At 69.8% G+C, this 25,778-nt stretch carries 16 protein-coding genes and 1 pseudogene; 6 read left to right on the top strand and 11 right to left on the bottom strand.

The window, feature by feature from the left end; all coding sequences use genetic code 11:
- Positions 1 to 220: 220 nt before the first annotated feature.
- Positions 221 to 745 carry a pyridoxamine 5'-phosphate oxidase family protein gene (locus ACFYPC_RS21045; protein ID WP_388678255.1) on the top strand — a complete coding sequence of 175 codons (525 nt, stop codon included), beginning with the start codon at positions 221 to 223 and terminating at the stop codon, positions 743 to 745.
- 12 nt (positions 746 to 757) lie between these two features.
- Here the strand turns inward: ACFYPC_RS21045 and guaA are convergent, their stop codons facing one another.
- The gene (gene guaA / locus ACFYPC_RS21040; RefSeq protein WP_388678252.1) at positions 758 to 2,338 is read right to left on the bottom strand and encodes a glutamine-hydrolyzing GMP synthase; all 1,581 of its coding nucleotides are present in this window, start codon (positions 2,336 to 2,338) and stop codon (positions 758 to 760) included.
- Between the two features lie 437 nt (positions 2,339 to 2,775).
- Here guaA and ACFYPC_RS21035 point away from each other — a divergent pair, with 437 nt between their 5' ends.
- On the top strand, positions 2,776 to 3,069 hold the full coding sequence (locus ACFYPC_RS21035) for a chorismate mutase (protein WP_388678250.1): 294 nt from the start codon (positions 2,776 to 2,778) through the stop codon (positions 3,067 to 3,069).
- 938 nt (positions 3,070 to 4,007) lie between these two features.
- On the top strand, positions 4,008 to 5,042 hold the full coding sequence (locus ACFYPC_RS21030) for a hypothetical protein (RefSeq protein WP_388678248.1): 1,035 nt from the start codon (positions 4,008 to 4,010) through the stop codon (positions 5,040 to 5,042).
- 183 nt (positions 5,043 to 5,225) lie between these two features.
- Here the strand turns inward: ACFYPC_RS21030 and ACFYPC_RS21025 are convergent, their stop codons facing one another.
- From ACFYPC_RS21025 to ACFYPC_RS21015, 3 genes are all read right to left on the bottom strand, one after another.
- Complete coding sequence (locus tag ACFYPC_RS21025) at positions 5,226 to 7,073, bottom strand: GMC oxidoreductase (protein WP_388678245.1); 1,848 nt, start codon at positions 7,071 to 7,073, stop codon at positions 5,226 to 5,228.
- Between the two features lie 65 nt (positions 7,074 to 7,138).
- Positions 7,139 to 8,791: a succinic semialdehyde dehydrogenase gene (locus ACFYPC_RS21020; RefSeq protein WP_388678243.1), complete on the bottom strand. Its 1,653-nt coding sequence runs from the start codon at positions 8,789 to 8,791 to the stop codon at positions 7,139 to 7,141.
- 139 nt (positions 8,792 to 8,930) lie between these two features.
- The gene (locus ACFYPC_RS21015; protein ID WP_388678240.1) at positions 8,931 to 9,101 is read right to left on the bottom strand and encodes a hypothetical protein; all 171 of its coding nucleotides are present in this window, start codon (positions 9,099 to 9,101) and stop codon (positions 8,931 to 8,933) included.
- Between the two features lie 545 nt (positions 9,102 to 9,646).
- On the opposite strand from ACFYPC_RS21015, the gene ACFYPC_RS21010 reads away from it, so the two are divergent.
- Positions 9,647 to 9,967 (top strand): hypothetical protein, encoded by a 321-nt coding sequence (locus ACFYPC_RS21010; RefSeq protein WP_388678238.1) that lies wholly within the window; start codon positions 9,647 to 9,649, stop codon positions 9,965 to 9,967.
- 58 nt (positions 9,968 to 10,025) lie between these two features.
- Here ACFYPC_RS21010 and ACFYPC_RS21005 read toward each other — a convergent pair.
- Positions 10,026 to 10,230, bottom strand: a pseudogene (locus tag ACFYPC_RS21005) (IS5/IS1182 family transposase); the annotation flags it as partial.
- A 116-nt stretch (positions 10,231 to 10,346) separates the two neighbouring features.
- Between ACFYPC_RS21005 and ACFYPC_RS21000 the strand changes: the two are divergent.
- Positions 10,347 to 11,177, top strand: coding sequence for a hypothetical protein (locus ACFYPC_RS21000; RefSeq protein ID WP_388678236.1), 831 nt, complete (start codon positions 10,347 to 10,349; stop codon positions 11,175 to 11,177).
- Between the two features lie 79 nt (positions 11,178 to 11,256).
- On the opposite strand, the gene ACFYPC_RS20995 is transcribed toward ACFYPC_RS21000, so the two are convergent.
- The 5 genes from ACFYPC_RS20995 to ACFYPC_RS20975 form a co-directional block, all read right to left on the bottom strand.
- Positions 11,257 to 12,951 (bottom strand): serine/threonine-protein kinase, encoded by a 1,695-nt coding sequence (locus ACFYPC_RS20995; protein WP_388678234.1) that lies wholly within the window; start codon positions 12,949 to 12,951, stop codon positions 11,257 to 11,259.
- A 186-nt stretch (positions 12,952 to 13,137) separates the two neighbouring features.
- On the bottom strand, positions 13,138 to 14,823 hold the full coding sequence (locus tag ACFYPC_RS20990) for a serine/threonine-protein kinase (protein ID WP_388678232.1): 1,686 nt from the start codon (positions 14,821 to 14,823) through the stop codon (positions 13,138 to 13,140).
- 253 nt (positions 14,824 to 15,076) lie between these two features.
- Entirely contained in the window at positions 15,077 to 16,915 is a 1,839-nt protein-coding gene (locus tag ACFYPC_RS20985; RefSeq protein ID WP_388678844.1) for a protein kinase, read from the bottom strand.
- A 241-nt stretch (positions 16,916 to 17,156) separates the two neighbouring features.
- Positions 17,157 to 20,057 (bottom strand): protein kinase, encoded by a 2,901-nt coding sequence (locus ACFYPC_RS20980; protein WP_388678230.1) that lies wholly within the window; start codon positions 20,055 to 20,057, stop codon positions 17,157 to 17,159.
- Positions 20,058 to 20,198: 141 nt separating this feature from the next.
- Entirely contained in the window at positions 20,199 to 22,400 is a 2,202-nt protein-coding gene (locus ACFYPC_RS20975) for a protein kinase (RefSeq protein WP_388678227.1), read from the bottom strand.
- Positions 22,401 to 22,549: 149 nt separating this feature from the next.
- On the opposite strand from ACFYPC_RS20975, the gene ACFYPC_RS20970 reads away from it, so the two are divergent.
- Positions 22,550 to 23,791 carry a serine hydrolase domain-containing protein gene (locus ACFYPC_RS20970; RefSeq protein WP_388678224.1) on the top strand — a complete coding sequence of 414 codons (1,242 nt, stop codon included), beginning with the start codon at positions 22,550 to 22,552 and terminating at the stop codon, positions 23,789 to 23,791.
- Positions 23,792 to 23,918: 127 nt separating this feature from the next.
- Here the strand turns inward: ACFYPC_RS20970 and ACFYPC_RS20965 are convergent, their stop codons facing one another.
- Positions 23,919 to 25,625: a glycerol-3-phosphate dehydrogenase/oxidase gene (locus ACFYPC_RS20965; RefSeq protein ID WP_388678222.1), complete on the bottom strand. Its 1,707-nt coding sequence runs from the start codon at positions 25,623 to 25,625 to the stop codon at positions 23,919 to 23,921.
- Positions 25,626 to 25,778 lie beyond the last annotated feature (153 nt).

Here is a 25,778-nt window from a genome sequence, read left to right as displayed (position 1 = left end):
ATGTCCTCCAGCACTGGCGTGTCCGGTACGGAGCGGAAGTTACCCTCGGTCAGCCCCGGAGAACAGGGCAGTTCCATGAAGCGAGTGCGCAACCGTTACGAGTCCCGGGTGCCCTCGGTCGCCGAGAGCACCCGGAAAGCCGCCGAAAGTACGCGGAAAGTCGCCGAGAGCACGCGAATACCGGACAGAGGATGTCGGGTAGCCGCGCGAGACTCGTCGTATGACTCGCACCACGCGTACGGCGGCGACTCGCACCACACATACGGCGGCGAACTGGGCGGCTTTCAGCAGCGCGGCGCCCGACCTGGCCGGCACGGTCGAGGACCGGTTCGCGGCCTTCACTCACCACACCCTGGCGACCCTCCGCAAGGACGGATCCCCCCGCACCTCCGGCCTCGAGGTCCGTTTCCTGCACGGTGAGCTGTGGCTCGGCATGATGCCGGGCTCGCTCAAGGCGCTGGACCTGCGCCGCGACCCGCGCTTCGCGCTCCAGGCGAACCCCGGGCCGGGGACCGCCATGGCGGGCGGCGATGTCCGGATCAGCGGACGGGCGTACGAGGCGGACGGCCCGGACGATTCGGCAGCGAAGGCCGCGTACGTGAAAGAGGTGGAACCGCCGCAGCCGTTCCACCTCTTCCGCACCGAGCTGACGGAGGTCGTACGGACCTACGTCGAGGACGACACGTATCTGGTCGTCGAGATCTGGAAGCCCGGCGAGCCGGTGCGCACTCTCAGGCGGACGTGAGCGCTGGGGTTGTCACTCCCACTCGATGGTGCCCGGCGGCTTGCTCGTCACGTCGAGGACGACTCGGTTGACGTCCGCGACCTCGTTCGTGATGCGGGTCGAGATCTTCGCGAGGACGTCGTACGGAAGTCGCGACCAGTCGGCGGTCATGGCGTCCTCGCTCGACACCGGGCGCAGCACGATCGGATGACCGTACGTGCGGCCGTCGCCCTGGACGCCGACGGAGCGGACGTCCGCGAGCAGCACGACCGGGCACTGCCAGATCTCCCGGTCGAGGCCGGCGGCGGTCAGCTCCTCGCGGGCGATCGCGTCGGCCTCGCGGAGCAGGTCGAGCCGCTCCTTGGTCACTTCGCCCACGATGCGGATGCCGAGCCCGGGACCGGGGAACGGCTGGCGCTGGACGATCTCGTCCGGCAGGCCGAGCTCCTGGCCGACCATCCGGACCTCGTCCTTGAACAGCTTGCGCAGCGGCTCGACGAGTTCGAACTCGAGGTCCTCGGGGAGGCCGCCGACGTTGTGGTGGGACTTGATGTTGGCCGTGCCCGTACCGCCACCGGACTCGACCACGTCCGGGTAGAGCGTGCCCTGCACCAGGAAGGCGACGTCCTCGCCGGCCGCGGCCTCGGCGATGATGTCGGCCTGCGCCTGCTCGAAGACCCGGATGAACTCGCGCCCGATGATCTTCCGCTTCTCCTCGGGGTCGGACACCCCGGCGAGCGCGGCGAGGAAGCGCTCCTGCGCGTCCACGACCTTGAGCTGTACGCCGGTCGCGGCCACGAAGTCCTTCTCGACCTGCTCGGTCTCGCCCTTGCGCATCAGGCCGTGGTCGACGTACACGCAGGTCAACTGCGAGCCGATGGCCTTCTGTACGAGGGCGGCGGCGACGGCGGAGTCCACGCCGCCCGACAGGCCGCAGATGGCCCGCTTGCTGCCGACCTGCTCGCGGATCAGCGCGACCTGCTCGTCGATGACGTTGCCCGTGGTCCAGGACGGGGTGAGACCCGCCCCCCGGTACAGGAAGTGCTCGAGCACCTGCTGGCCGTACGTGGAGTGCATGACCTCGGGGTGGTGCTGGACCCCGTACAGCTTCTTCTCGTCGTTCTCGAAAGCGGCGACCGGGACGACGTCCGTGGAGGCGGTGACGGTGAAGCCCTCGGGGGCTGCGGAGCAGGCGTCTCCGTGCGACATCCACACCGACTGCTCGTCGGGGGTGCCCTCGAAGAGAGTCGAACCCGACTTCGAGACATGGAGCGGCGTACGGCCGTACTCGCGGGCCCCGGTGTTGTCGACCGTGCCGCCGAGCGTCGTCGCCATCAGCTGGAAGCCGTAGCACATGCCGAAGACGGGGACGCCCGCATCGAACAGCGCGCGGTCGAGGCGGGGGGCGCCCTCCGCGTACACCGACGAGGGACCGCCGGAGAGGATGATCGCCGCCGGGTTCTTGGCGAGCATCTCCTCGACCGGCATGGTGCTCGGCACGATCTCGCTGTAGACCCGGGCCTCGCGGACGCGGCGGGCGATGAGCTGGGCGTACTGCGCACCGAAGTCGACGACCAGGACGGTGTCGGGGGCGGCGGGGGACACTTCTGGCACGGTTTGCCTTCCGGCGGTGAGCAAAGGGTGTGTGGCGCCGAGTCTACCGGGGGTGCGGGTGGGGGGTGGCTGGGGAGGTTTTTTCGCCCCGCACTCCCTTCCGCTCCCGCACTCCCTTCCGCTCCCGCACTCCATTCCGTCCCTCGCTCCCTTCCGTCCCTCGCTCCCTTCCGTCCCTCGCTCCCTTCCGTCTCACCATCCGAACCGTCTTGGCCCGGACGGGCCGCGCCTGCATACTGCTCCCATGCTCACCCACGCGACGAACTTCGTCTTTACCTATGGCAACCGGCCCACCGGCTGCCATGGTCGTGCTGCTTGAGCAACTGACAAGCGACTTCCCAGGCGCCCCGGGCCGACAAGGCCCGGGGCGTCTGCCGTTTCCGGACCTCGCCGCTCCGGGGCACCCCGTCACCAGAAGACACAAGAGGAGCCCCACCATGGCCGACGCGGCCGACGTACTCGACAGGACCGGCGCCCGCACCGACGAGGCTGCCGACACGATCACCGGTGCCCGTGAGCGCATCGACGCCCTGGACGACCGGATCATCGGCCTCGTCCAGGAACGCATGGCCGTCTCGGCGGTGATCCAGGAGGCCCGGATCTCCTCCGGCGGCCGGCGCGTGAACCTCTCCCGCGAGATGGAGATCCTCGGCCACTACAGGGACGCGCTGGGCAAGCCGGGCACCGCGCTGGCGATGACGCTGCTGGAGCTGTGCCGAGGCCGCGTCTGAGTTCCGCGCGGGGCGACATCTGTGGCCGCGTCCGAGTCCCGCGCGGAGGTCGCATCTGTGGCCGCCTCCTCAGTCCCGCGCGGCGGCCGCATCCGTGGTCCGTACGGCGCCGTACGCACGTACGCATGCCCTCTCACCCGTACGGCGCGTGACCGCTTCCGCGGGGGCTTCGTTGGTCCCGGTGTCCGTGCCAGCCAGGGGCGGGCCCGAAAAAACCACGCGTGGCTTCGCTGGAGCGATGAGACGTACGGAACGTGCCGTGCGTCGTGGGACCTCGCTCCAGGGTTGGGACCGGACGGCAGGGGACAGCAGCCCGGTCACCCAAGAGAACGGCCGGCTCCGGGGACGCCCGGGGCCGACCGGCGGAATCTGTTCAGATGCGGTCGTAACGGTTGCGGAGTCCGTCGCCCCTCCCGCACGATGCGAGAACAGCCCAAGTCCCCCGCAAGACAACCGAATTGCTCAACCCAATTGCTCAAGTACCGCCAATGGTCGACACCACGTGCGCGCCCCCAGTGCGCCGGGGCGCCGACCGGCGGCCCCCAGACCAGCGGCGCACCCCCCGGCGCCGCTCCCCCGGCACCGGCGCTGCCCCGACGTCGGTGCTGACCTCGAAGGGCCCCGCGGCTCCGCCCCCAGCTCATGGATTCGTCCGAGCAGAGGGTTACCCCCACCGCGGGGCCTTTCGCATGCCCGCCCCATGGGGTCGCATGCCCGCCCCATGGGACGACCGGCCTGCGACTCATCCCATGGGACGGCCGGCCCGCGACTCATCCATGTGACCCACCCCACATAAAGTTCCCGTGAAGGCGGGCACAACCATTCACAGGTTTCTCGTGTCACACCTGCTGAACCAACGGCCACACCCGCGCCCCACCGCGAAGGCCCCCACGTGAGCACCGCGGCCTCGCGGTGCCCCCGACTTTCCCGAGGTCTTCATGAAGCTTCGTCGAGCCATGGCCGTTGCGGCCGCGACGGCTGCTCTGGCCCCGCTGGCGCTGTTGTCGGCACCGGCCGCGTTCGCGGAGGACACCACTCCCCCGGCCACGGCGGGAAGCACCCCCTCGACCGAGGACACCACTCCGGCGGCCGAGGACACGACGCCCGCCGCTGAGGACACCACCCCGGCGGCCGAGGACACCACTCCCGCCGCTGAGGACACGACTCCCGCGGCTGAGGACACCACCCCCGCCGCGGCCGAGAGCACCCCCGCGGCCGGCGACAGCAGCCCGGCCGTCACGCCGACCCCCACTTCGAGCGTCCCGGACAAGGGTGACGAGCCCGAGCTCTGCATGGACGAAAGCGACACCGTCGAGATCAGCACCGACCTGACCAGCGGCCTGTCGGGCCTGCCCGAGACCATCGTCGCGGGCAGCGGCTGGACGAAGTTCTCGTTCAACGTCTCCAACAACGGCGACGACACGATCACGGACATCGTGCCGCTGATCGGTGTCGCGGCGATCGGCTGGGACGAGGAGGACTACTCCGGCAAGATCAGCGTGCAGGTCCTCGACAAGGCATCCGGCACCTGGCAGACGGTCTCGGACGCCGCGGGCGAGGGTGGCGTCTTCCCCGCGTTCGAGCTCGCTGCCGGCGGGTCGACCTCGTACCAGCTGCGCCTGAGCGTCAGCGGCGATGTGCCGGACGCCATCGGGCTGACCGCCGGCTTCGCCCAGTACGCGGACGACCAGGGCTGCTGGGTCGCCGACGACCCGAACGGCTGGCTCTACTTCTTCGACATCCTCGCCGCCGGCTCGGACGCGGGCAGCCCGCCGGACGCCAAGCCGCAGACCGGCGGTGCGAAGGAGATCACCGACGTGAAGACGGTGGACGCCTCCGGCTCGCTCGCCGAGACCGGTTCCTCGTCCGTGCTGCCGCTGATCGGCCTCACCGGCGGTGTCGCCGTCATCGCCGGTGCGGGTGCGGTGTACGTGGTCCGTCGCCGCAACTCGGGCGGCACCACCGCCGCGTAAGGCGGGCCGGCCCAGTGGCCACAGCTGAATGAAGGACCTGCGCTCGGAGGGGGGCGCAGGTCCTTCTTTCTGTACTCGGTTGCTGTACGCGGTTGCTGCGACGCAGTTGCTGTACTCGATTGCTGCACGCAGTTGCTGTACACAGTGGCTGCACGCAATGGCTGCACGCAGTTGCCTGCGGGGTTACGACTTCGGCGGCACCGTCGGTATCCCCAGGAACGGCAGCTTCAGCGCGCCGAACGCGTCCGCGGGGACGGCGGGGCTCCGCGGCTCGACCGGCTTGAGGCGCTCGTACGCCGCTCCCTGTGCCGGGCGCTGGTCGGCCTCGCCCTTGTTGGGCCAGTAGGACATCGCGCGCTCGGCCTGGGCCGTGATGGTGAGCGACGGGTTGACGCCGAGGTTGGCGGAGACGGCGGCGCCGTCGACGACGGAGATGCCCGGGTGGCCGTACAGCCGGTGGTACGGGTCGATGACGCCGGAGGACGCCGAGTCGCCGATCGGGCAGCCGCCCAGGAAGTGCGCGGTGAGCGGCATACCCATCAGCTCCCCCACGTTGCTGCCCGCGAAGCCGTTGATCTCGGCGGCGATCGCGGAAGCGCCCTCCGAAGCCGCCCTGATCTGCCGGGGGTTGGGAGCACCGTGTCCCTGACGTGCCGTCAACAGGCCTTTACCCGCGCCCTTGGGCTTCAGGTACGTCGTCAGGGAGTTGTCCACCGACTGCATCACCAGACCGATGATGGACCGCTCGGACCAGTGATGGTTGGAGAGCGAGCGGAGCACGAGGAGGGGGTGCTTCGCGGCGTTGGCCAGCCATGCCGGCAGCGGCGATGAGCCCTCTGTGTAAGGAACTTGGAGGATGGACAGGCCGCCCATCGAGTTCGAGCCCTTGCCGTAGCGGACGGGCTCGATGTGGGTGTTCTCGTCGGGATGGATCGAGGACGTGATCGCGACGCCCTGCGTGAAATCGACCTTCGGCGTGCCGTGCGCCTTGCGGTACCGGCGGTTGTCGGTCTGCGCGCCCACCACTGCCTCGGAGTTGGTACGGGTCAGCTCGCCCAGCCTGCCTGAGATGTACGGCAGTTGACCGCTCGTCTTCATGCGGTGCAGCAGGGTCTGCGTGCCGTAGGTGCCGGCGGCGATCACGACGCGGCGCGCCTTGAACATCCGCCCCTCGCCCTTACGTTTCTCGTCCGTGGGCAGGGTGGTGACGGCGTACCCGCCCTGCGAGTCGTCCGTGACGGACACGACCGTCGTCATGGGGTGGACGACGGCGCCCGCCTTCTCCGCCAGGTGGAGGTAGTTCTCGTTGAGGGTGTTCTTCGCGCCGTGCCGGCAGCCGGTCATGCACTCGCCGCACTCGACGCAGGCCTTGCGGGCGGGCCCGGCGCCCCCGAAGTAGGGGTCCGCCACTTCACCGCCGGGCCTGGCCTTCACCGTCCCGTCGGCGTCCTCGCCGTCCCCGAAGAAGACACCGACCGGCGCCATGTGGAAGGTGTCGCCGACGCCCATCCGCTGGGCGGCCGCCTTGAGATGGACGTCGGAGGGGGTCATGGTCGGGTTGAGCCGCACGCCGAGCATCCGCCGGGCCTGGTCGTAGTACGGCTTCAACTCACCTTCCCAGTCGGTGATGTCCTTCCACTGCGGGTCCTCGAAGAAGGCCTTCGGCGGTACGTAGAGGGTGTTGGCGTAGTTCAGGGACCCGCCTCCGACGCCGGCACCGGCGAGCACCATGACACTGCCCAGGAGATGGATGCGCTGGATTCCGTAGAGGCCGAGCCTGGGTGCCCAGAGGTAGTTCTTCAGGTCCCAGGAGTTCTTGGGCAGCGAGCCGCGAGTGAAACGGCGGCCCGCCTCCAACACGCCTACGCGGTAGCCCTTTTCGGTGAGCCGGAGGGCCGTGACCGACCCGCCGAACCCGGAGCCGACGACGATGACGTCGTAGTCGTACGCGGCGTCATCGCCGTCATACGCGCCGTCATCGCCGTCGTACGCGTCGTCAGTCGGTTCCTGGGCGGAGTTCTCCTGTGCCACGTGCCGCTCTCCTCGTCGAGAACCTCGAGAACCTCGAGAACTTGAGAACCAGTAGTTGAGGACGTCTACGGCAGACGCAGCGCCTTCATCACCCTGAGGCTCCGGCTCATGAACGCCGCGTACTTCTCGTCGTCCATCCCGAACGAGGGCGCCATCGGCAGCAGCCGCTGGTGGGCAACGGTCTGCGCCTCGGTGTACTTGAGGATGCCCTCGGAGCCGTGCCGGCGGCCGAGGCCGGAGTCCTTCATGCCGCCCATGGGCGACTGGACGCTGCCGTACGCGGGCGCGTAGCCCTCGTTGACGTTGACGGTTCCGGTGCGCAGCCGGGCCGCGACCGCGCGACCGCGCCGCCCGTCCTTGGTCCAGACGGAGGAATTGAGGCCGTACGCCGTGGAGTTGGCGAGTTCGACGACCTCGTCCTCGGTCTTGAAACGGTAGAGGGAGACGACGGGCCCGAAGGTCTCCTCGGCGCAGACGGCCATGGGCGCCTCGACACCGTCGAGGATGGTGGGCTCGTAGAAGTAGGGGCCCACGTCGGGGCGGGCGACGCCGCCGGCCAGGACCTTCGCGCCCTTGGCGACGGCCTCGTCCACATGCCGGGTCACGGTTTCCAGCTGCCGCTCGCCGACCAGCGAGCCCATGTCGGCCCCGTATGCGAGGGAGGTGCCGAGCCGCATCGCCTTGGTGCGTGCGGTGAACCGCTCCGCGAACAGATCGGCGATGTCCTCGTGGACGTACAACCGCTCGATGGAGATGCAGAGTTGACCGGCGGAGGAGAAGCAGGCGCGCACGGCGCCTGCGGCGGCCTTGTCGATGTCCGCGTCCTCCAGCACCAGCATGGCGTTCTTGCCGCCGAGTTCGAGCGAGACGCCGACGAGACGGGCGGCGGCGCCCTGCGCGACCTCGCGCCCGGTCCGGGTGGACCCGGTGAAGGAGACGTAGTCGGCGTGCTTGACGATCTCGGGCCCGACGACCGGTCCGTCGCCGAGGACGACCTGGAACACCTCGGCGGGCAGCCCGGCCTCGATGAGCAGGTCGCGCGCCCAGAGGGCGGTGAGGCAGGTCTCGGTGTCGGGCTTCATGACGACGGCGTTGCCCGCGACGAAAGCGGGGAGCGCGTCGCCGACCGACAGCTCCAGGGGGTAGTTCCAGGGCGCGATCTGGCCGACGACCCCGCGCGGGTGGCGCAGTTCGGTCACCTTGGTGAGGGCCGGAATGGCACCGGTGTGCCCCTTGGGCCGGAGGTAGGAGGGTGCCTTGCGCCCATAGTGCCGCGCGGCCACGACAACGGCCTGGACTTCCTCGTGCGCGTGCAGCCGCGCCTTGCCGGTCTCCAGCTGGATCAGGTCGAGGACCTCGGCCTGGCGCGCGAGCACGAGGTCGTGGAAGCGGAGCAGTACGGCGGCACGCTGCCGTACGGGGGTGGCGCCCCAGGCGACCTGAGCCGCGCGGGCCCGCTCGAAGGCGGTCGCCACGTCCTCGGGGGTGGACTCGGGGAGATCGGCCAGCTTCTCGCCCGTGAACGGGGTGTGGTTGGCGGTCCGGCCGGACCCGACGACCCCCTTCGTGAGCTGCGCGACCAGCTCGGGGGTGACGACGTCCACGGCGGTGCGGGCGCCTGCGGGGGCGGGGGCGAGGGGGTTGGTGCCGACCGTGGCGCCAACGCCTGCGGTGGCGGTCTTTTCCGTGGCCTGCTCCGCGGCCTGCGAGTCCGTCATGAGCCGCAGGGTATGCCCGCCGGAGCCCTTTGGGTACCCGTGGGTAACGCGCTTTCACCGGGCGCTCACACGACGCCAGTGATCACTGGCAATGAATGCGCTGATCAGGGGGTTGTGGGTGCGGCGACCACGGGGTGGATCACTCTTCGACGTCGCGGTCGCCGTCCGGGCGGACGGCGAACCCGGACGTGTTCAGCGCGAAGTCAAAGGGCGCGGGCACGTGAAGGGGCTCCCCGAAGGGGACGGTGGTCCGCGACCGGTACCCCTTCGCAGACGGATCCCAGAACGCGGCGATCTCCTCCGCCTGCATGTCGAGCAGGAGATATACGGGTACGACACGTCAGCGAACTCATCGACGCCGCAAGCAAATTGGAGACGTACAGGCTCGTCTTGGACCGCATGGAGCAAGCCACCCTCAAGCCCACAGCATGCCGGGACCTCGTCCACCGCATCGCTCAGGACACCTCGGGACCTCGTCCACCGCATCGCTCAGGACACCTGAGGAGAGACACCGTGACCGAACTCAACTGGCAGAAGTCCTCCTCCAGCGAGGAAGCCTCCTCCTGCATCCACCTCACCACCACCCCCGCCGGAACGATCCTCCTCCGCGAAGCGAGGAACCGGAGGTCATCCTCTCGACTGACAAGCTGCAGCTCACGGCCTTGATATCCACCCTGCACAGCCGGGCCCTGGAACAAGACTCCTAGGACCTGTCCCATGACTCGCGTGAGCTGGTCAGCGTGCCGTGGCCTACTGTTTGCTGCTGAACGACGGGGGCGTTTGTCGCCCGATACAGCCGAAGCAGAGGCGGGGATGAAGGGGATCACGTTTTCTGCCTGGCAGGGGAAGCACTACGTGACCCTGGCTGAGCTACTGGTCCGCCTCGGCAGCTTCGGCCTGGATCTGAAGTGGCGCGTCCAATTCGACGAGTTCGTCGATCCTCGCTGTGCCGAGTTGGCGAGACGGTCTACCGACGCCGGCATGGACACGTTGACTCTGCTGTCGCTGACGACTCCGTCCCTCCAGCTGATCGACGCCGAAGCACGTGGATCCGCCGAGGGCAGGGTGATGGTCGTTCTGACCGAAGTAGACAGCTCGTTGTGGGACGTCAGGGCTGTCGACGAGCGCGTACTCAGCGAACTTCGTCGCCACTATCCGGGTGCAACGGACCTCTGAGCGGAGCGTCTCCCCCCGAGCGGAGCCATAGGCGAATCGCGGCCACAGTGACCATCCCCTAGAAGACGTACGCCCTCTTGTCGCAGCGCGTGGCGATGGCCCGGAAGTTCTTGAGCCGGTTAATGGTCCGCTCGACTTCGTTGCCGCGACCGTAGTCGTAGCCGTACTCCGTCCAGCAGGGGGAAGCCCCGCCGACGTCGAGGTCGAGGTCGGGGTCGGGGTCGGGGTCGGGGTCGGGGTCGGGGTCGGGGTCGACGCTCCCGCGGAGCGGGCCGCAGCCCCCGTTACTTGACGTCCTTTTGACCATGCCCGCATAGTCCAATCTGCACTCTCACTTCACACCTAGCACACTGCTCACACCAAAGGGACTCCCTAGAACATGAAGAAATTCGCGCTGCCCCGTACGGGCATCGCAGCAGCCGCGTCGGTGCTGTCGCTCGCCCTGGCCACTGGCTGCTCCGACAGTGGATCCGACTCCGCGGACAGTGACAAGGCCGGTGACGCCAAGGCGTCGACGGCAGCGGCGAAGGCTCTCAGCAGTACCGAGTTGGAGAAGCTGATCATCGCCACGGGCGACGCCGACGGCTACGAGGTCACGCCCCCCACGGATTCCGACGCGTTCGCCCCTTCCAAGGAAGAGGTCAAGGTCGTCGAGGAGAAGTGCGCGCCGATCGCCTACATCCTCACCGGGTTCGCGCCCGGTGACTCGACCGCGTACCTCCACCGCCAGGTCCTGTCGGCGGCCCCCGAGGCCGAGCCCAGCGCGTCTGCCGGCCTGAGCCTGGAGGACATGACGGATGAGGAGGTCCAGCACCAGATGGACGCGCTCACCGACGCCATCAGCGGCACGATGACGTTCGTCTCGCTCTCCTCCTACGAGGGGGACGGCGCCCAGGAGACCCTGGCATCCGTCTCCGAGGCAGTCGAGGGCTGCGCGAGCGGGTTCGATGCCACCGGGAACGGCGAGACCCAGAAGTTCACAAAGGTCGAGTCCGGCAAGGGCTCCGGAAGCGGTGACGAATCGGTCGGGTTCACCGTGATCGGAGACTCAGAGGGCGACCCGTTCCCGATGAAGGTCGAGGTCGTGCGCCACGGCAGCACGGTCGCGACGTACCAGTCGATAGCACTGGCAGCCATGGCCGGCGAGACAGACGTCGACTACGACATCCCGGCCGAGATCATCAAGGCCCAAGCGGCCAAGCTCGGCTGACTCGCCCGACCGGCCGGGGCAGCTGACGGCCCTGTCGACCTCGGTTGAACCCACTGGCCGACAAGGCTCCCCGCATCCCTCACAACTGGTTGATGTCCAGGTTCGCGATCGCCGTCCTGGCGACTTCACGGCCGCGTGCCGTGAAGTCGCCCTTGCCGGGATAGCTGATCGTGAGCTTGTACATGTCTCCCGTTGCGGCAGACTTGTAGTAGAAGATCTTGAGCTCGCGGGGGCGGGGGTTCTGGCTGTCGGTGGTCGTGTAGATCACCGTGTTCTCGGCAGACTGCCTGCCTTGGTACTTCGTCTCTTTCGGGTCCGTCTTCGTCGGGTTCTCGGGCATGTCGAGCTCGTACGCGCCGCTCTCCTTGAACCCGCCGTCGTCGTCGTACATTTCAGCGGCGGCGGACGCGCTGATCTGACCGCTGGTGTCCTCGGACTTCTTCGCGAGGTTCAGGCCGATCCAGATGCTGCCGCTGTAGTCGGAGTACGTGACCCAGTTCTTGTCCGTGTCGTCGGCGGTCGGCCTGCCCACCTGATAGGTCACGGGGACTCCCAGCGTCACGCCCAGCTTCGGGTGTGCCCGAGTCTTCCAGCCATCCGGCAGTGGGCCCGCGAACGGGTCCGCGACCACCAGGTACGCGGCCACCGCCGCGGCGACGATCACCGCGCCCAGGCCGATGAGGCTCTTGCGGCCGACACGGATCCCCTTACCTCCGTCGGGGGCCGCGATCCGCACGACCTGCGTCGGAGCCGGAGCGGGCGGCCGGGCGGCCTCCTCCAGGAGGTGGCGGACCCGGATCGCGTCCGGGCGCCGAGAGGGCTCCTTGTCCAGCAGACCGTTGATCGTCTCGGCGAGCGGACCGTCCGCCGAAGCGGGCGCCGCGGGCGTGGAGTTGAGGACGGACTGGAGGGTCGCCGGGGTGTTGCTGCGGCGAAAGGGTGAGACGCCCTCGGTGGCCGCGTAGAGCACGACGCCGAGGGACCAGAGGTCACTCGCCGGGCCCGGACGCTGCCCCAACACCCGCTCCGGCGCGATGTACTCGGGCGATCCGACGAAACCGCCCGTGTCCGTCAGGCTGGTCTCCCCCTCGATCTGGGCGATGCCGAAGTCGGTGAGGACGACGCGGCCGTGCCGGCCGAGCAGGACATTGTCCGGTTTCACGTCCCGGTGCAGGATGCCGGCCGCATGCGCGGCCTCCAGGGCGCCGAGAACCTCAAGGCCGACGCGCGCCGCCTCGCGGACACCGAGCGTGCCCTCCTGAAGGGCGTCGCCCAGCGAACGCCCCTGCACCAACTCCATGACGATCCAGGGCTGTCCGTCCACCACCGCGACATCGTGGACGTTCACGACCGACGGGTGGTCGAGCCGAGCAGCCGCGCGCGCCTCCCGGCGCATCCGTTCGAAGGCGTTCGCGCGTTCACGCTCGGGAAGATGGTCCGGAACCCGAGGCTCCTTGACGGCGACCTCGCGGTCCACCGTCTCGTCCTTCGCCCGCCAGACCGTGCCCATGCCCCCGTGGCCGAGCTTGGCGAGGAGACGGTAACGGCCGGCGACAAGACGCCCCACTCCCGGCTCCGGCTTCACCTGCTGGGGATGCGGCTGCGGCTGCGGCTGCGCAACCTGCTGGGTCTGGTGGGCCTGCTGCTCCGGGACGATCTGCGTGGGTGCGGCGGCGTACGGATTACCGGGGTAGGGCACACCCGGTCGCGGCGCTTGCAGGCCGAAACTCGTTGGCTCATCGGCCTCGTAAGGAACTCCCCCGTTATTGCTCATGAGTCCATCCATATCGCGGCAAGCACTTCGGCATCCAGCCCCGTCGCTTTCCGGTCACAGACCCGTGACGCGAGCCGCCCTTTATCTTCCCTTTATCCGGTACGGGAGGCACGAGAGTACGAGGACACGAGACTACGAAGGTACGAGAGTACGAAGGTACGAGGGCTGCCACTCTCCAACACGGCGCTACGAGGCCACGAACGAGTCCACTGCCACGTCGAAGTACTCCTTCGCCTCCGTCGCCCTCCCGACCGGCGCCGACACCCACACGTCGTACATCCGGCCGCCCTCCTCCCAGCACAGGTCGTACGTGTGCCGCGCGCCCTCCGTCTCGGTGAACCCGTCCCAGGTGAACTCCCAGAAAGCGGCGGGTTGTCCTGCGTGCGTGGCCGAGGCGACGGCGGCATCGCGGTAACCCGGGTTCGTGGCGGGCCCCTTGGCGTCCCCGCGCCGCATCACCGCGAGTGGGCCGCCCGGTTCGGTGTCGGCCACCTTGATGCCGAGGCGGAAGGTCCGACCGGGCGACACGTAGAAGACCCGCTCCCCCTGCGGCTCCCGGGTGAAGTCGTCGGGCACGGCGAACGCGAACCCGCTCGGGTCCTGCGCCACGCGGTATCCCGGGGGCACCTTGCGGAGGGCAGCGGGACCGGCCGGCGGACTGGAGACCGACGCGCTCGCGGACTCCCCCGGCGCCCCGGGCGTCGACGTACCAGCAGTACTGCCCGAACTCGACGTACCACTCGACGTACCAGCAGTACTGCCCGAACTCGACGTACTCGTCGCGCCGGCCGTTGTGCTCGTCGTGCCGGCCGTGCTCGACGGCGTCGGCGAACCACCGCCCCCACCCCGACCGTCGTTCATCAGCAACGATGCCGCCGACACCCCTGCCCCGACCATGGCGGCGACCAGCGCGGCGGCGACGAGGATGCTCCGGGTGGAGCGCGGCACCCCGGGAGACGGCGAGGACATCGGGGCAGAGGGGGGCATCCTCGCAGGTATGTCCCGCTGCGTGGGCGTGTATCCGGCCGTGACCGGCGGCGTCCGCCCCGTGTCCCGGAACGCGCGCAGCATCCGCTCCGCCTCCGCTGCGTCGAGCCGCCGCTCGGGATCGCGCTCAAGCAACCCTCGTACGACGGGAAGCAGGGGCGCGGCCTGGGCCGGCGGCCGGATCTCGTCGACGACGACCGCGTGCAGGATGCCGCCCAACGAGTCGCGATGGAACGGCGATTCACCGCTCAGGACGGTGCACAGCAGCACGCCCAGCGACCACAGGTCGGACTCGGGGCCCGTCCTGGCCCCGGACATCCGCTCGGGCGCCGTGTACTCGGGCGAACCGACGAACGCCCCGCTCTCGGTGAGCGTCGTCGCGCCCGCGACCTGGGCAATACCGAAGTCGGTGAGGACGGCCCGCCCGTCGTCCGCGATCAGCACGTTCGCAGGCTTGAGGTCCCGGTGCAGGACACCCGCGTCGTGCGCGCGCCGCAGCGCCCCGAGGAGGCCGATGCCGATGCGGGCGGCCTCGCGCGCGTCCACCGGGCCACCTGCTGAGACGCGCTCTGCGAGCGAACCGCCCTCGATCAACTCCATGACGATGTACGGGCGTTCGTCGTCCTCGACCACGTCGTGCACGACGATGATGTGCGGATGTTGCAACTGCGCGACTGCGCGTGCCTCGCGCAGGGTGCGGTCGCGCTGCCGGCGGGACTCGTCCGCGGAGAGCGTGGTGTCGAGGGCGATTTCCTTGACCGCGACGTCACGGCCGAGCAGTTGGTCGGTCGCGCGCCAGACGACACCCATGCCACCCCGCCCGATTCTGGCCTCCAGCCGGTACCGGCCGGCGATCACACGGACGTTGTCCCCCTCGGTCCCCATGCGTCCCATCATGCCCCAACGGAGCCCGACCCTCCGGGTCAGCGAGCTGCCGTGGCCGGTATCCGGCCGTGCTGCCCGGGGGTCGCTGTCCGGCGCCAGGCGCCACTCCCAGGCCTCACTGTCTGGCGCCGCTGACAAGCGTCACGGTCAGGCCTCACTGTCTGGCGCCGCTGACAAGCGTCACTGTCTGGCGCCGCTGCCAGACTCCACTGCCAGGCGTCACGGTCTGGCGCGCCGCTGTCAGGGGCCGCTGTCAGGCCCTGGGGCGCCAGCTCCTCAGCATCGCGTCGAACTGCTCGCGCGCCGTGTCCCAGTCCGCGACCGGCGCGGACATGTAGATCGCGTACTCGACGCCGTCCCGGGCGAGATACGTCTGCTCGATGGCGCGGCGCGGGCCCGGGAACTCCGTCTGCCCAGGAAGCGCTGTCCAGGTGAAGTCCCACAGTGCGCCGTCGCAGTCGCGGAAGGTGTTGGACTCCAGGCTCACCCGGTGGTAGTCGGCCAGCTTCGTCAACTGCTCCTCCAGATCGAGCAGATGCATGTACGGGTTGTCGAAGTCCGGTGAGTCGTCCACGGCTATGCGTACGAAGTGATCCCCGTCGTCGGGTGTGTAGTCGACCTGGCTGCCGTTGGCCTGCCGCTCCCAGCCCTTGGGGACGGCGAGACTGAAGCCCTCGACGTCGTCCACGCGCACCCAGTTGTCGGGCACGGCACCGGCCGGCTGCTGCACGCTCTCACCGGCCTGCGGGCTGGTGGCGGCGCCCGACTGCCCCGTACCGCCTCCCGCTTCCTCGGTACTGGCGACCGCGTCCGTGCCCGAACGCCAGTCGCCCGCGAACTTGATCACCGCGGCAGCGCCGGCGCCGACCAGCACCGCCAGTACCAGGACAAGGGCGATGGTGCGGACCCGGCGCCGTTTCCCGGGGACAGCCGGGACGGCCGACGTGGCCGAAGCGGGCCCGGCGGGCGCGGCCAGGAGAAAGCCCTGGTCCTGGGTCCCGGGCCCACCGGGGACATGGGATGACGAGACATGTCCATTGGCGCCATGTCCGTGAGCGTTGTGTGCGGACGGGCCATGGGCCCCAGTGTCACCGCGCTTCGCAGCGTCACCGCGGTTCCCGGCGTCACCACGGTTCGCAGCGTCACCGCGGTTCCCGGCGTCACCGCGGTTCCCGGCGTCACCGCGGTTCCCGGCGTCACCACGATAGGGGTGATCCGTATCCACCCCGGCTGCCACATGTTGCGTCGTCGGCACATACGCCTGCGCCGCGCCCGGCCGACGCCCCTCCGCCGCCTCGGCGAGCATCTGCTCGGCTTCCTCCGCGCTGGGCCGTAGGGCGGGGTCCTTGCGCAGCAGAGCGGTGATCACTGGCCCCAGCGGACCGGCGTACGCGGACGGTTCGGGCTCGTCCTCCACGACGGCCCGCATGGTGGTCAGCGGCGTGGTGCGCCGGAAGGGCGACCTGCCCTCCACCGCTGTGTATAGCGTCGCGCCCAGCGCCCACAGGTCGGAGGACGGGCCGAATTCGTAGCCGCGCACCCGCTCGGGAGCCAGATAGTCGACCGAGCCGACGATCTCGCCGGTGCGCGTGATCGTCGTATCGCCCTCGACCTGCGCGATCCCGAAGTCGGTGAGCAGTACGCGTCGATCGGTGGCGAGGAGGACATTTCCGGGCTTCACGTCCCGGTGCAGCACACCGGCGGCATGCGCGGCCCGCAGCGCGCGCAGCACCCATAGCCCGATCCGCGCCGCCTCGGCCGGCTCGATGCGCCCCTGTTTTTTGACCTCGTCGGCAAGGGAGTTGCCCTCGACCAACTCCATGACGATCCACGGCCGGTGGTCGTGCTCCAGGACGTCATGAACGGTGACGACGGCCGCGTGGTTGATCCGCGCGGCAGCCCGCGCCTCGGCGCGCGTCCGGGCGATCAACGGAGCCCGGTCGCTCTCGGCGACGTACAGCGCGGCCGTCAACTCCTTGACCGCGACTACACGGTGCAGCACTTCATCATGTGCGCGCCACACCCGGCCCATGCCACCGCTGCCGATGGATTCGACAAGCCGATAGCGGCCCGCGAGGAGCTGACCCTGCATCTGATTCACGTTTCCCCGCAATGGTCTTGACAGGGTCAGACTAAAGAGCGGCCCCCGCGCAGGGAACCGCCTGGGCCCTACGGAAACCGCACTGTGACGGTTATCCCTTCCGCCCGCGGACGGGAACCAAGGGAACCATGAGTCCAAGGAAGCCTACGGAGGCATCTGCCATTGCCCTGAGCCAGTGTCACCCATGCCTTGGCCGGTGCCATCCGGTGGCCATCCCATGGTCATCCCATGGTCATCCCGTGGCCTGATACGTCCCTGACGCCTGCTCGTACAGCCGCGTCACCTCGTCCCGTTCGGCCTCCGGGCCGCGCACCTGCACCACGTGGTAGTGCCCGTCGATGATGATCGCGAGATTGCGCACGAAGATCTCGTGCCCTTCCCCGTCGGTCCAGGTGAACTGCCCCTCGGCCATGACCAGTCCACCCACGTCGATCCGCCGCATCCCACTGGACGTGGCCCAGGTCGAGTCGCGGAACGGCTGCAACTCGCTCTCCCGCTCCCGCTGATACGTCATCGGATCACTGCCGAACGTGCTCGTGCTGTCCCTGCCGGGTACGAGAATGAGCTCGAAGTCTCCGTGGGAGTACACGACTTGGCCGCTCCCGTTCTTCGCCGCGCGGTCCCAGCCATTGGCCACGGCGACGCGGAAGCCCTCGGCGTCATCACGCAGCGTGAATCCCTGAGCGACTTCGGGGTCATTGCCCTGCGAACCCGTCGAACTTGTCGAGTCCGTCGAACTCGCCGACGCCGAGGGGCTCTTGTCCCCGCCCGGAGAGGTCTGATCGGGGCGCGGCTCGCTGCTCGCACTCCCTCCCGAACCGGGGTCAGGGGCGGGACTGGCTTCTCCGGCGGAACCCGTCCGCTGGCCGTCCGTGCCAGTGTCCGTCTTGGCCTTCGGCATGAAGAGCATCGCGTACGCGATCACCGCGGCCAGCAGAAGCAGGACCAGCAGAACCAGGTTCCGCCCGAGCCTTCGGGGCTGGACCTGCCTGTTCTGTCTGTTCTGCCTGTTCTGCTTGGCCCGCTTGTGACGGGCGTGCGGACTGGTCGCGGGGAGCCCGGCGCGACGCCTGCGGACGAGCTCGCCCCGCCGCCGGACGATCGGCAGCCGACTGGGGTTGACCGGGGGGGCGGCGACGACATGGGCCCCTGCCTCGGCCTCCGGTGCCGACCGCACCAAGGACCGCAGCCAGCCGCGCAGTTCCTCGAAGTCGAGCCGCTCGGTGGGGTCCTGCCGCAGCAGCGACTCCACGACGGGCCTCAGCGGCCCGCACTCCTCCGCGAACGCGGGCGGCTCCGCGCACACGAGCTGCACCAGTTCGGCGGTGTTCTCCTCCGGGTAGGGCGCGTGCCCCTGCACGGCGCGGAAGAGCAGCGCCCCCAGCGCCCACAGATCGGTCGCGGGCCCGATCGGGGCCGCCAACTGCCAGTTCTCGTGCACCGGCCCGGCCTGCTCGGGCGCCCACCGCTCGGTCACGGGCCCGACCACGGCCATCCGAGCCTGCCGGGCCCGCTCCGCGGCGAGCGCGGTGGCAGGTCCCCGGCGCGGCGGCGCCCCGACGACCATCTGATCCCAACGGGTGCCCTGCCCTTGGGTGTTATTGGTCCCAGGGACTGTTCCGGTCCCCGGGACTGTTCCGGCCCCGGCGCCCACCCCAGCCCCCGGGACTGTTCCGGTTCCAACGCCGCTCCCGGTTCCGGGGCGTGGCTGGGCGCCATGCCAGGGATCGGTGCGCCGCACTCCATACGGGTCGGCTATCTGGCCAGGGGGCGGGGTGTTGGACCGGTGCTCCATACCGTGGCCCGAAACCGGGTACGGGGCCTGAGCGTGGGCCTGACTGTGGCCGGCAGCCTGAGCCGGGACTTGCCCGGGACCGGATGCCTGGGGCTCGGGCTGGGCCTGCGCCTGGGCCTGGGCCGCAGACGCATCGGTTTGCGATACGGGTCGTGGCGCGGGCAGCGCGGCCTGACCGCGCCGCTGCTCCTCGTGCACCCGGGCGGCGGCTCGCGCTCCGGCGCGATACGCGGCAATGGCCCCGGCGCGCGCCGCACGAATATCGCCCCCGCTACCTCCGGCGCCCGCACCGCCGGCTCCTCCAGCCTCTCGCGCTTCGAGCGCACGTGGGCCTACGCCCCCCGCACCACCGGCTGCCGTCTCCTCGACAGGCCCTCCACGCTCCGCCCGAGCCTCGATCGCGGCCCGCCGCGCGGCTTCGGGATCCCCTCCAGCCGCCGCACCGCCCACACCACCGACCCTGGCACCCGGCGCTCCGGAGGACCCACCGGAACCGAACCCGCGCGAGGCCCCGTCACCAGCACCACCACCAGACCGCCCAGCCCCCACACCCCCGGGACGGCCCGACCCCAAAGCCGAACCCACGCCCATGCCCGGACCCACGCCCGCACCGGTCCCGGTCCCGATCCCGGGGCCGGGACCACGGATCGCTTCCGCACCCCCGCCGACTTCACCCTGGAACCCCTCGAAGTCCCGCACCGGCACCGGGTCATACCCACAGAGCGCCTCTTCCGCGGCTCCGGCCGCCAGGCCGGTCAGCATTACGCGGCCGTCGTCGCAGACGAGCACCGTGCGCATGGTGATGTTCCGGTGCACCCACCCGTGCGCGTGCAGCACCCGCAGAGCGGTGAGGACGTCGGCGGCGACCTCGGCCGCGCGATAGGGGCTCAGCGGCTTGTCGGCGAGCAACGCGGCCAGCGGCCTCGCCGCCACCAACTCGCTGACGATCCACAACGACCCACCCTCGGCGAACACGTCGAAGACCTGGTCGAGCCGGGGATGGTCGGGTATCTGAGCGGCCGCCTGCGCGGCGTCGATCGCCCGTCGCACGGCCGGTTCGGTGGGCCGGCGCGTGGTCCGCGCGGACGCCCGGCGCACCCCGCCGTCCCGCGCGACGAACCCCTCGGGCAGCCCGTCGGCATCGAGTACCTCAGCCTCGACGACCTCCGGCAACGGCACCTGCCGGACCAGGACTTCCTGTCCGCTGTAGGTGTCGAACGCCCGGGTCTCGGCGAGTTCGTACTCGTCGGACGGCGGCAGCGGCAAGCGGTAGCGGTCGGCGAGAACCCGTCCCGCGTACTCGTCCACAATGCCTCCCCCGGCCGCCCGGTCGGTCAATTCCGTTCGCCTTGCGTCCCGTTATGGCTTCGGACGGTCCGCAACCACTCACGATACGTGCCGGAGGCAACTCGCAAAGTGGTGATGCGACATCTCAGGGTGCCAAGGCAGGGCCGAACATCACATCGTCGATGCGGTAAGTCACGACTTCGGCTGGAACGTCTCGGTCAACCTCTTCCACGTGTCCTCACGCAGATCGCTGTCCCAGTCGGCCGCTTTCGCCGTGTACATCAACGCGTAGCCCTGCTGCGGGCTGACGACGAACCCCCGGTCGATCGACCGGTACTTGGTGCCGCCGTCCTCGTAGGTGAACTCCCAGTCGGCAGTGTTCCAGCCGCGGTAGTCCACCGCCTCTATTCGCACCCGCTCGTACTGCGACCGCTCCATGCTCTGCTCTTGGTTCTCCCAGTCCGCCACCGGATCGTCCTTGGGCGTGGTCGTCCACCCGATCAGGAGCTTCTGTCCGTCGGGGCCGGTGAACCGGGACCCTGCCGCGTCCGTGGACGCGTACTTCCACCCCTCCGGCAGCACGATCGAGAATCCTTGGCTGCCTTCGTACGACGTTCCGTCCGCGGAATCCGAGTCCGACTCCGAGTCCGAATCCGACGCCTCGTCGTCACTGCCCGCACCGCTCGACGTACCGGCCTCTGCACTGGCGCCGGCACTCGGCGTGCTGCCCGAGCCCGCCTCCCCGACCGAAGCCGTGGCTGAGGCGTCCGCTGCGTCAGCGCTGTCCGTGTGGGTGCCGCTGCTCTCCTCGCTGCCACTTCCGGCGGTCGCCCCGCTGGACGCGGATGTGGTGTCACCGCTCTTGGAGTCCTTGGAGCTGTCACCCCCGTTGAACGTGAGGGCCAGCACGGTGCCGAGCACCGCCAGCGCCACGACGACCGCGATGATCACCAAAGTCCGGCGCGGCACGACATCTGTCAACGGCGCCCGAGGCACCGGACGCGTCGGCCTCTCGGGTGCCACGGGCCACCCGGAAGCCTTGCCGGCGCCGGACGCGGAAGCAGCGGGTGTATCAGCCGAAACAGAGGCGGAGACAGAAGTGACGGCAGTAGCGCCGGCCTTCTTCGACGCAGGCGCGGACAAAGACGCAGACGCAGGCCTGGACGCAGGCTTGGCCACACCCGCATCGGCACCCGTACGCGTACCCGCACCGCCACCAGCACCAGCACCAGCACCAGCACCAGCACCCGAAGCTGCCCCGTCGCTACCTGTCGAACCAGAGGCCCCCACGCCCCCGGACTTGCCACGCGCCGTCGCCGCCGCGCCGACCGCAGCCGTGGCCACCCCGGCCGCCGAGGCAGCCTGCCGCACGGAACGCATCGCCCCGCGCAACCGCTCCCCGGCCTCCTCACCCCGCTTGACCCCGGAACCGCCCGAGCCCGGAGAACCCGAACTCCCCTTGCTCGGCCTCTCGTCCGGCAACGGCGGCAAAGCAACGACTTTCGTCGCATCCACCTGCTCCGGCACAACCGCCCTGGGCGCGGGCGCGTGCAGCACCTCGGTGAGCATCGCCCGCGCACCCTCGACATCGAGCCGCTGCTCGGGGTCCTTGGCGAGCAGCCCGTAAATCACCTTCTCCAACGGGCCCGCGTTCTTCGGCTGCTCCACCGGCTCCGTCATCACGGCGGTGAGCGTCGCGATCGCGGAACCCTTGTCGTACGGCGGCGCGCCCTCCACCGACGCGTACAACAGACCGCCCAGCGACCACAGGTCGGCGGCAGGCCCGGGCTTGTGACCACGCGCCCGCTCCGGCGAGATGTACGAGGGCGCGCCGACGAGCATGCCGGTCGAGGTGATGGAAGGGTCACCCTCGACCTGCGCGATCCCGAAGTCGGTCAGCACGACTCGGCCGTCGTCGGAGATCAGTACGTTCGACGGCTTCACGTCCCGGTGCAGGATGCCCTGCCGGTGCGCCGATCGCAGCACATCGAGAATCGCCAGCCCGACCTCGGCTGCCCGCGTCGGCGTGAGCACGCCGTCCTCGCGGATGACCTCGGCGAGCGACTTGCCCTCGACGAGCTCCATCACGATCCACGGCCGGTTGTCCTCGTCGACCACGTCGAAGACCGTCACCGCGCTGTTGTTACGGATCCGGGCGATCGCCTTGGCCTCACGCAGGGTGCGCGTGATAAGCCGCCGCTTCTCGTCCTCGTCGATGCTCGACGGGAACCGCAACTCCTTGACGGCGACCGTACGGCCCAGGGTCTCGTCCTCGGCCCGCCACACCGTGCCCATGCCACCACGGCCGAGCACATCCCCCAGCCGGTACCGCCCGGCGAGGAGACGTTCGCTCCTGTCCTGACGGGATGCTCCCGCCCGCTCCGCCTCCGACATGCGTCCCCTCAAGCAACCCGCCCTGACAGAGCCTTCATTGTCCCTCACCCGACAAGTGACCGACGCCGTGGGGCCCCTCAAGAGGGGACCGCCCGACGTCCCGTGCCCCGCGGTCCCGCATGATGGCCCCCGACAAGGAAGGACCGCCGATGCCGCCCCGCCGGACACCTCGGACACTCCTGGCGATACCCGCGGTCCTGGCGTTCCTCGGCCTGGTCCCGACCGCCCTGCCCACCTCGCCCCCAACCGCCGCGCAAACCCTTATGTCCGTGCCCTCGCCCGGCCCGCAAACCCTCAAGTCCGCACCCTCCACCGGCATCCAATCCCCCACGCGGACGCCCCCGACCGGCCCGCAATCCCCCACGTCCACCCCCTCAACCGGCTCCCGAACCCTCGCGTCCCCAGCACCAGCCGAACCGCAAGCCCCCGCCACTCCGGCCACAGCCGCCGCCCTCGCCCTCCTCGTCACCCGCGGCAAGGCCCCAGCGGGGGCCCTGCTGGCTCAGGACGATTCCGGTACACGCTTCGCCGACGCCGGTGACGGAATCGACCGCTCCGACCACTTCCGCGCGGGCAGCATCACCAAGACGTTCATCGCGACCGTGGTCCTGCAACTGGCCGCCGAACACCGGCTGTCCCTGTCGGACACCGTGGACGCCCACCTCCCGGGCCTGGTGAGCGGCGCGGGCAACAACGGCAGCCGCCTGACCCTGCGCGCCCTGCTCACCCACACCAGCGGCCTGTACGACTTCACCGCCGACACCCTGGGCACGGTCCCCGTCACCCCACGTCAGGCCGTAAGCATCGCGCTCACCCACCCCCCGGCCGCCCCCGGCCTCTACGCCTACTCGAACACCAACTACGTCCTGCTCGGCATGGTCATCGAGCAGGTCACCGGCAACTCGTACGCCACCGAGGCCGAGCGCCGCATCCTCACCCCTCTCCGCCTGACCGGCACCTCCTTCCCGGGCGCCCGCACCTCTCTCCCCTCACCGCACGGCCGTGCGTACACCGCCGACGGCTCCGACGTCACCGAACTCGACCCGCGCGTGGCCGGCGCGGCGGGCGAGCTGGTCACCACCCTCGCCGACCTGGACCGCTTCTACGCGGCCCTCCTCGCCGGCGAACTGCTCCCGCCCGGCCAACTGCGGGAGATGCTCGACACCCACGCCGCACATGGCTCGTACGGCATGGGGCTCTACCCGGTGAAACTGCCGTGCGGCACCACGGTGTGGGGACACAACGGCCGCATCTCCGGCAGCTACGTGCGCACCGCAGCCACCATCGACGGTCGTCGTGTCCTCACCTTCCGGGTGAACACGGACGGGATCGCAGACCCTGACCTCGAACCGGCCCTGCTCGCCGCCGAGTTCTGCCCCCGCACCGAGTAGAACGGACGCGTTCCGAGCAAAGATCCCAGCTCACGACACTCGTTCGAGTGACGTCAAGGAGAGCCCTCGGCAGCCGGAGCAGCCATCAGCCATCAGCCATCGGACTCCAGGTAGCAGGGCCCGCCGGTCAGAGCGGCACGATGTCCGGCGCCCCCAGCCGCGCCGCGTCCGCCGTCAGGTCGTCCGGCTGCCGCTGCGACTCCCGCTCGGCCTCGACCCGCTTCTCGTAGTGCTCCACTTCCCGTTCGATGTGGTCCTTGTCCCAGCCGAGCACCGGCGCCATGAGCTCCGCGGCCTCCCGCGCACTGCGCGTTCCCCGGTCGAAAGTCTCGATCGAGATACGGGTACGACGGGTCAGCACGTCATCCAGATGCCGGGCACCCTCGTGCGAGGCGGCGTAGACGATCTCTGCCCGCAGATAGTCCTCGGCGGCCCCCAGGGGCTCACCGAGTGAGGGATCGCCGGCGATGAGGTCGAGCAGTTCATCGGCGAGCACGCCGTACCGGTTCAACAGGTGCTCCACGCGCACCACATGGAGCCCGGTGCGCGCCGCGATCCGCGCTCGCGCGTTCCACATCGCCCGGTACCCCTCGGCACCGAGCAGCGGAACGTCCTCCGTGACGCACTCGGCGACCCGCTGGTCGAGACCGTGCACCGCCTCGTCCACCGCGTCCTTGGCCATCACCCGGTACGTCGTGTACTTACCGCCCGCCACCACCACGAGACCCGGCACCGGATGCGCCACGGTGTGCTCGCGCGACAGCTTGCTGGTGGCGTCCGACTCACCGGCGAGCAGCGGCCGCAGCCCCGCGTACACCCCTTGTACGTCGTCGCGGGTGAGCGGCACCGAGAGCACGGAGTTCACGTGCTCCAGCAGATAGTCGATGTCCGCGCTGGACGCCGCCGGATGGGCCTTGTCGAGGTCCCAGTCGGTGTCGGTGGTGCCGACGATCCAGTGGCGCCCCCACGGAATCACGAAGAGCACGGACTTCTCGGTGCGCAGGATCAGCCCCGACGTGGAGTTGATCCGGTCCTTCGGTACGACCAGATGGATGCCCTTGGACGCCCGGACATGGAACTGACCCCTCTCCCCCACCAGCGCCTGGGTGTCGTCGGTCCACACGCCCGTGGCGTTCACCACCTGCTTGGCGCGGACCTCGTACTCCCCGCCCCCCTCGACATCCTGCACCTTGGCACCGACAACGCGTTCGCCCTCGCGCAGGAACCCGGTCACGCGCGCGCGGTTGGCGACCTTCGCGCCGTACGCCGCAGCCGTGCGCACCAGGGTCGCCACATAGCGGGCGTCGTCCATCTGCGCGTCGTAGTACTGCAGGGCGCCGACCAGCGCGTCCTTCTTCAAGGCGGGGGCGACGCGCAGGGCGTGGCGGCGGGTCAGATGGCGGTGACGGGGCAGGCCCCGGCCGTGTCCCCGGGCCATCGCCATGGCGTCGTAGAGCGCGACACCCGAGCCCGCGTACAGCCGCTCCCAGCCCTTGTGCTGGAGCGGGTAGAGGAACGGAACGGGTTTCACGAGGTGCGGTGCGAGCCGTTCGAGGAGGAGCCCACGTTCCTTCAGGGCCTCGCGCACCAGTGCGAAGTCGAGCATCTCCAGATAGCGCAGCCCGCCGTGGATGAGTTTGCTGGACCTGCTCGACGTGCCCGACGCCCAGTCGCGCGCCTCGACCAGACCTGTGGACAGGCCGCGCGTCACGGCGTCCAGCGCGGTGCCCGCACCGACCACTCCCGCGCCCACGACCAGCACATCCAGCTCACGCTCGGCCATTCCCGCCAGTGCCTCGGCGCGCTCCGCCGGCCCCAGTGTCGCTGTCCTCACCGCTGCCTCCCGCTCTTGGTGGCGTCGGCCTCACCCGACAGGCGGGCCCGTGCTCACAACCCCCATGCCCAAAGTCTGACCTTCTTCCCCTCCTTCGGCCACCAGTCATCGGCAGCCTGTGGACATCAATCGGGGACTCCTCGGAAAACGCAG

Origin of the sequence: Streptomyces sp. NPDC005808 (assembly GCF_042871385.1) — a bacterium.
Classification (GTDB): Bacteria; Actinomycetota; Actinomycetes; order Streptomycetales; family Streptomycetaceae; genus Streptomyces.
This window is presented reverse-complemented; position numbering and strand designations above follow the sequence as displayed.

Bases quoted from the DNA above. Each gene is read 5' to 3' on its own strand.
- ACFYPC_RS21045 (WP_388678255.1), top strand. From the start codon at position 221: ATGACTCGCACCACGCGTACGGCGGCGACTCGCACCACACATACGGCG.
- ACFYPC_RS21035 (WP_388678250.1), top strand. From the start codon at position 2,776: ATGGCCGACGCGGCCGACGTACTCGACAGGACCGGCGCCCGCACCGAC.
- ACFYPC_RS21030 (WP_388678248.1), top strand. From the start codon at position 4,008: ATGAAGCTTCGTCGAGCCATGGCCGTTGCGGCCGCGACGGCTGCTCTG.
- ACFYPC_RS21020 (WP_388678243.1), bottom strand. From the start codon at position 8,791: ATGACGGACTCGCAGGCCGCGGAGCAGGCCACGGAAAAGACCGCCACC.
- ACFYPC_RS21015 (WP_388678240.1), bottom strand. From the start codon at position 9,101: ATGCAGGCGGAGGAGATCGCCGCGTTCTGGGATCCGTCTGCGAAGGGG.
- ACFYPC_RS21000 (WP_388678236.1), top strand. From the start codon at position 10,347: ATGAAGAAATTCGCGCTGCCCCGTACGGGCATCGCAGCAGCCGCGTCG.
- ACFYPC_RS20995 (WP_388678234.1), bottom strand. From the start codon at position 12,951: ATGAGCAATAACGGGGGAGTTCCTTACGAGGCCGATGAGCCAACGAGT.
- ACFYPC_RS20990 (WP_388678232.1), bottom strand. From the start codon at position 14,823: ATGGGGACCGAGGGGGACAACGTCCGTGTGATCGCCGGCCGGTACCGG.
- ACFYPC_RS20985 (WP_388678844.1), bottom strand. From the start codon at position 16,915: ATGCAGGGTCAGCTCCTCGCGGGCCGCTATCGGCTTGTCGAATCCATC.
- ACFYPC_RS20975 (WP_388678227.1), bottom strand. From the start codon at position 22,400: ATGTCGGAGGCGGAGCGGGCGGGAGCATCCCGTCAGGACAGGAGCGAA.
- ACFYPC_RS20970 (WP_388678224.1), top strand. From the start codon at position 22,550: ATGCCGCCCCGCCGGACACCTCGGACACTCCTGGCGATACCCGCGGTC.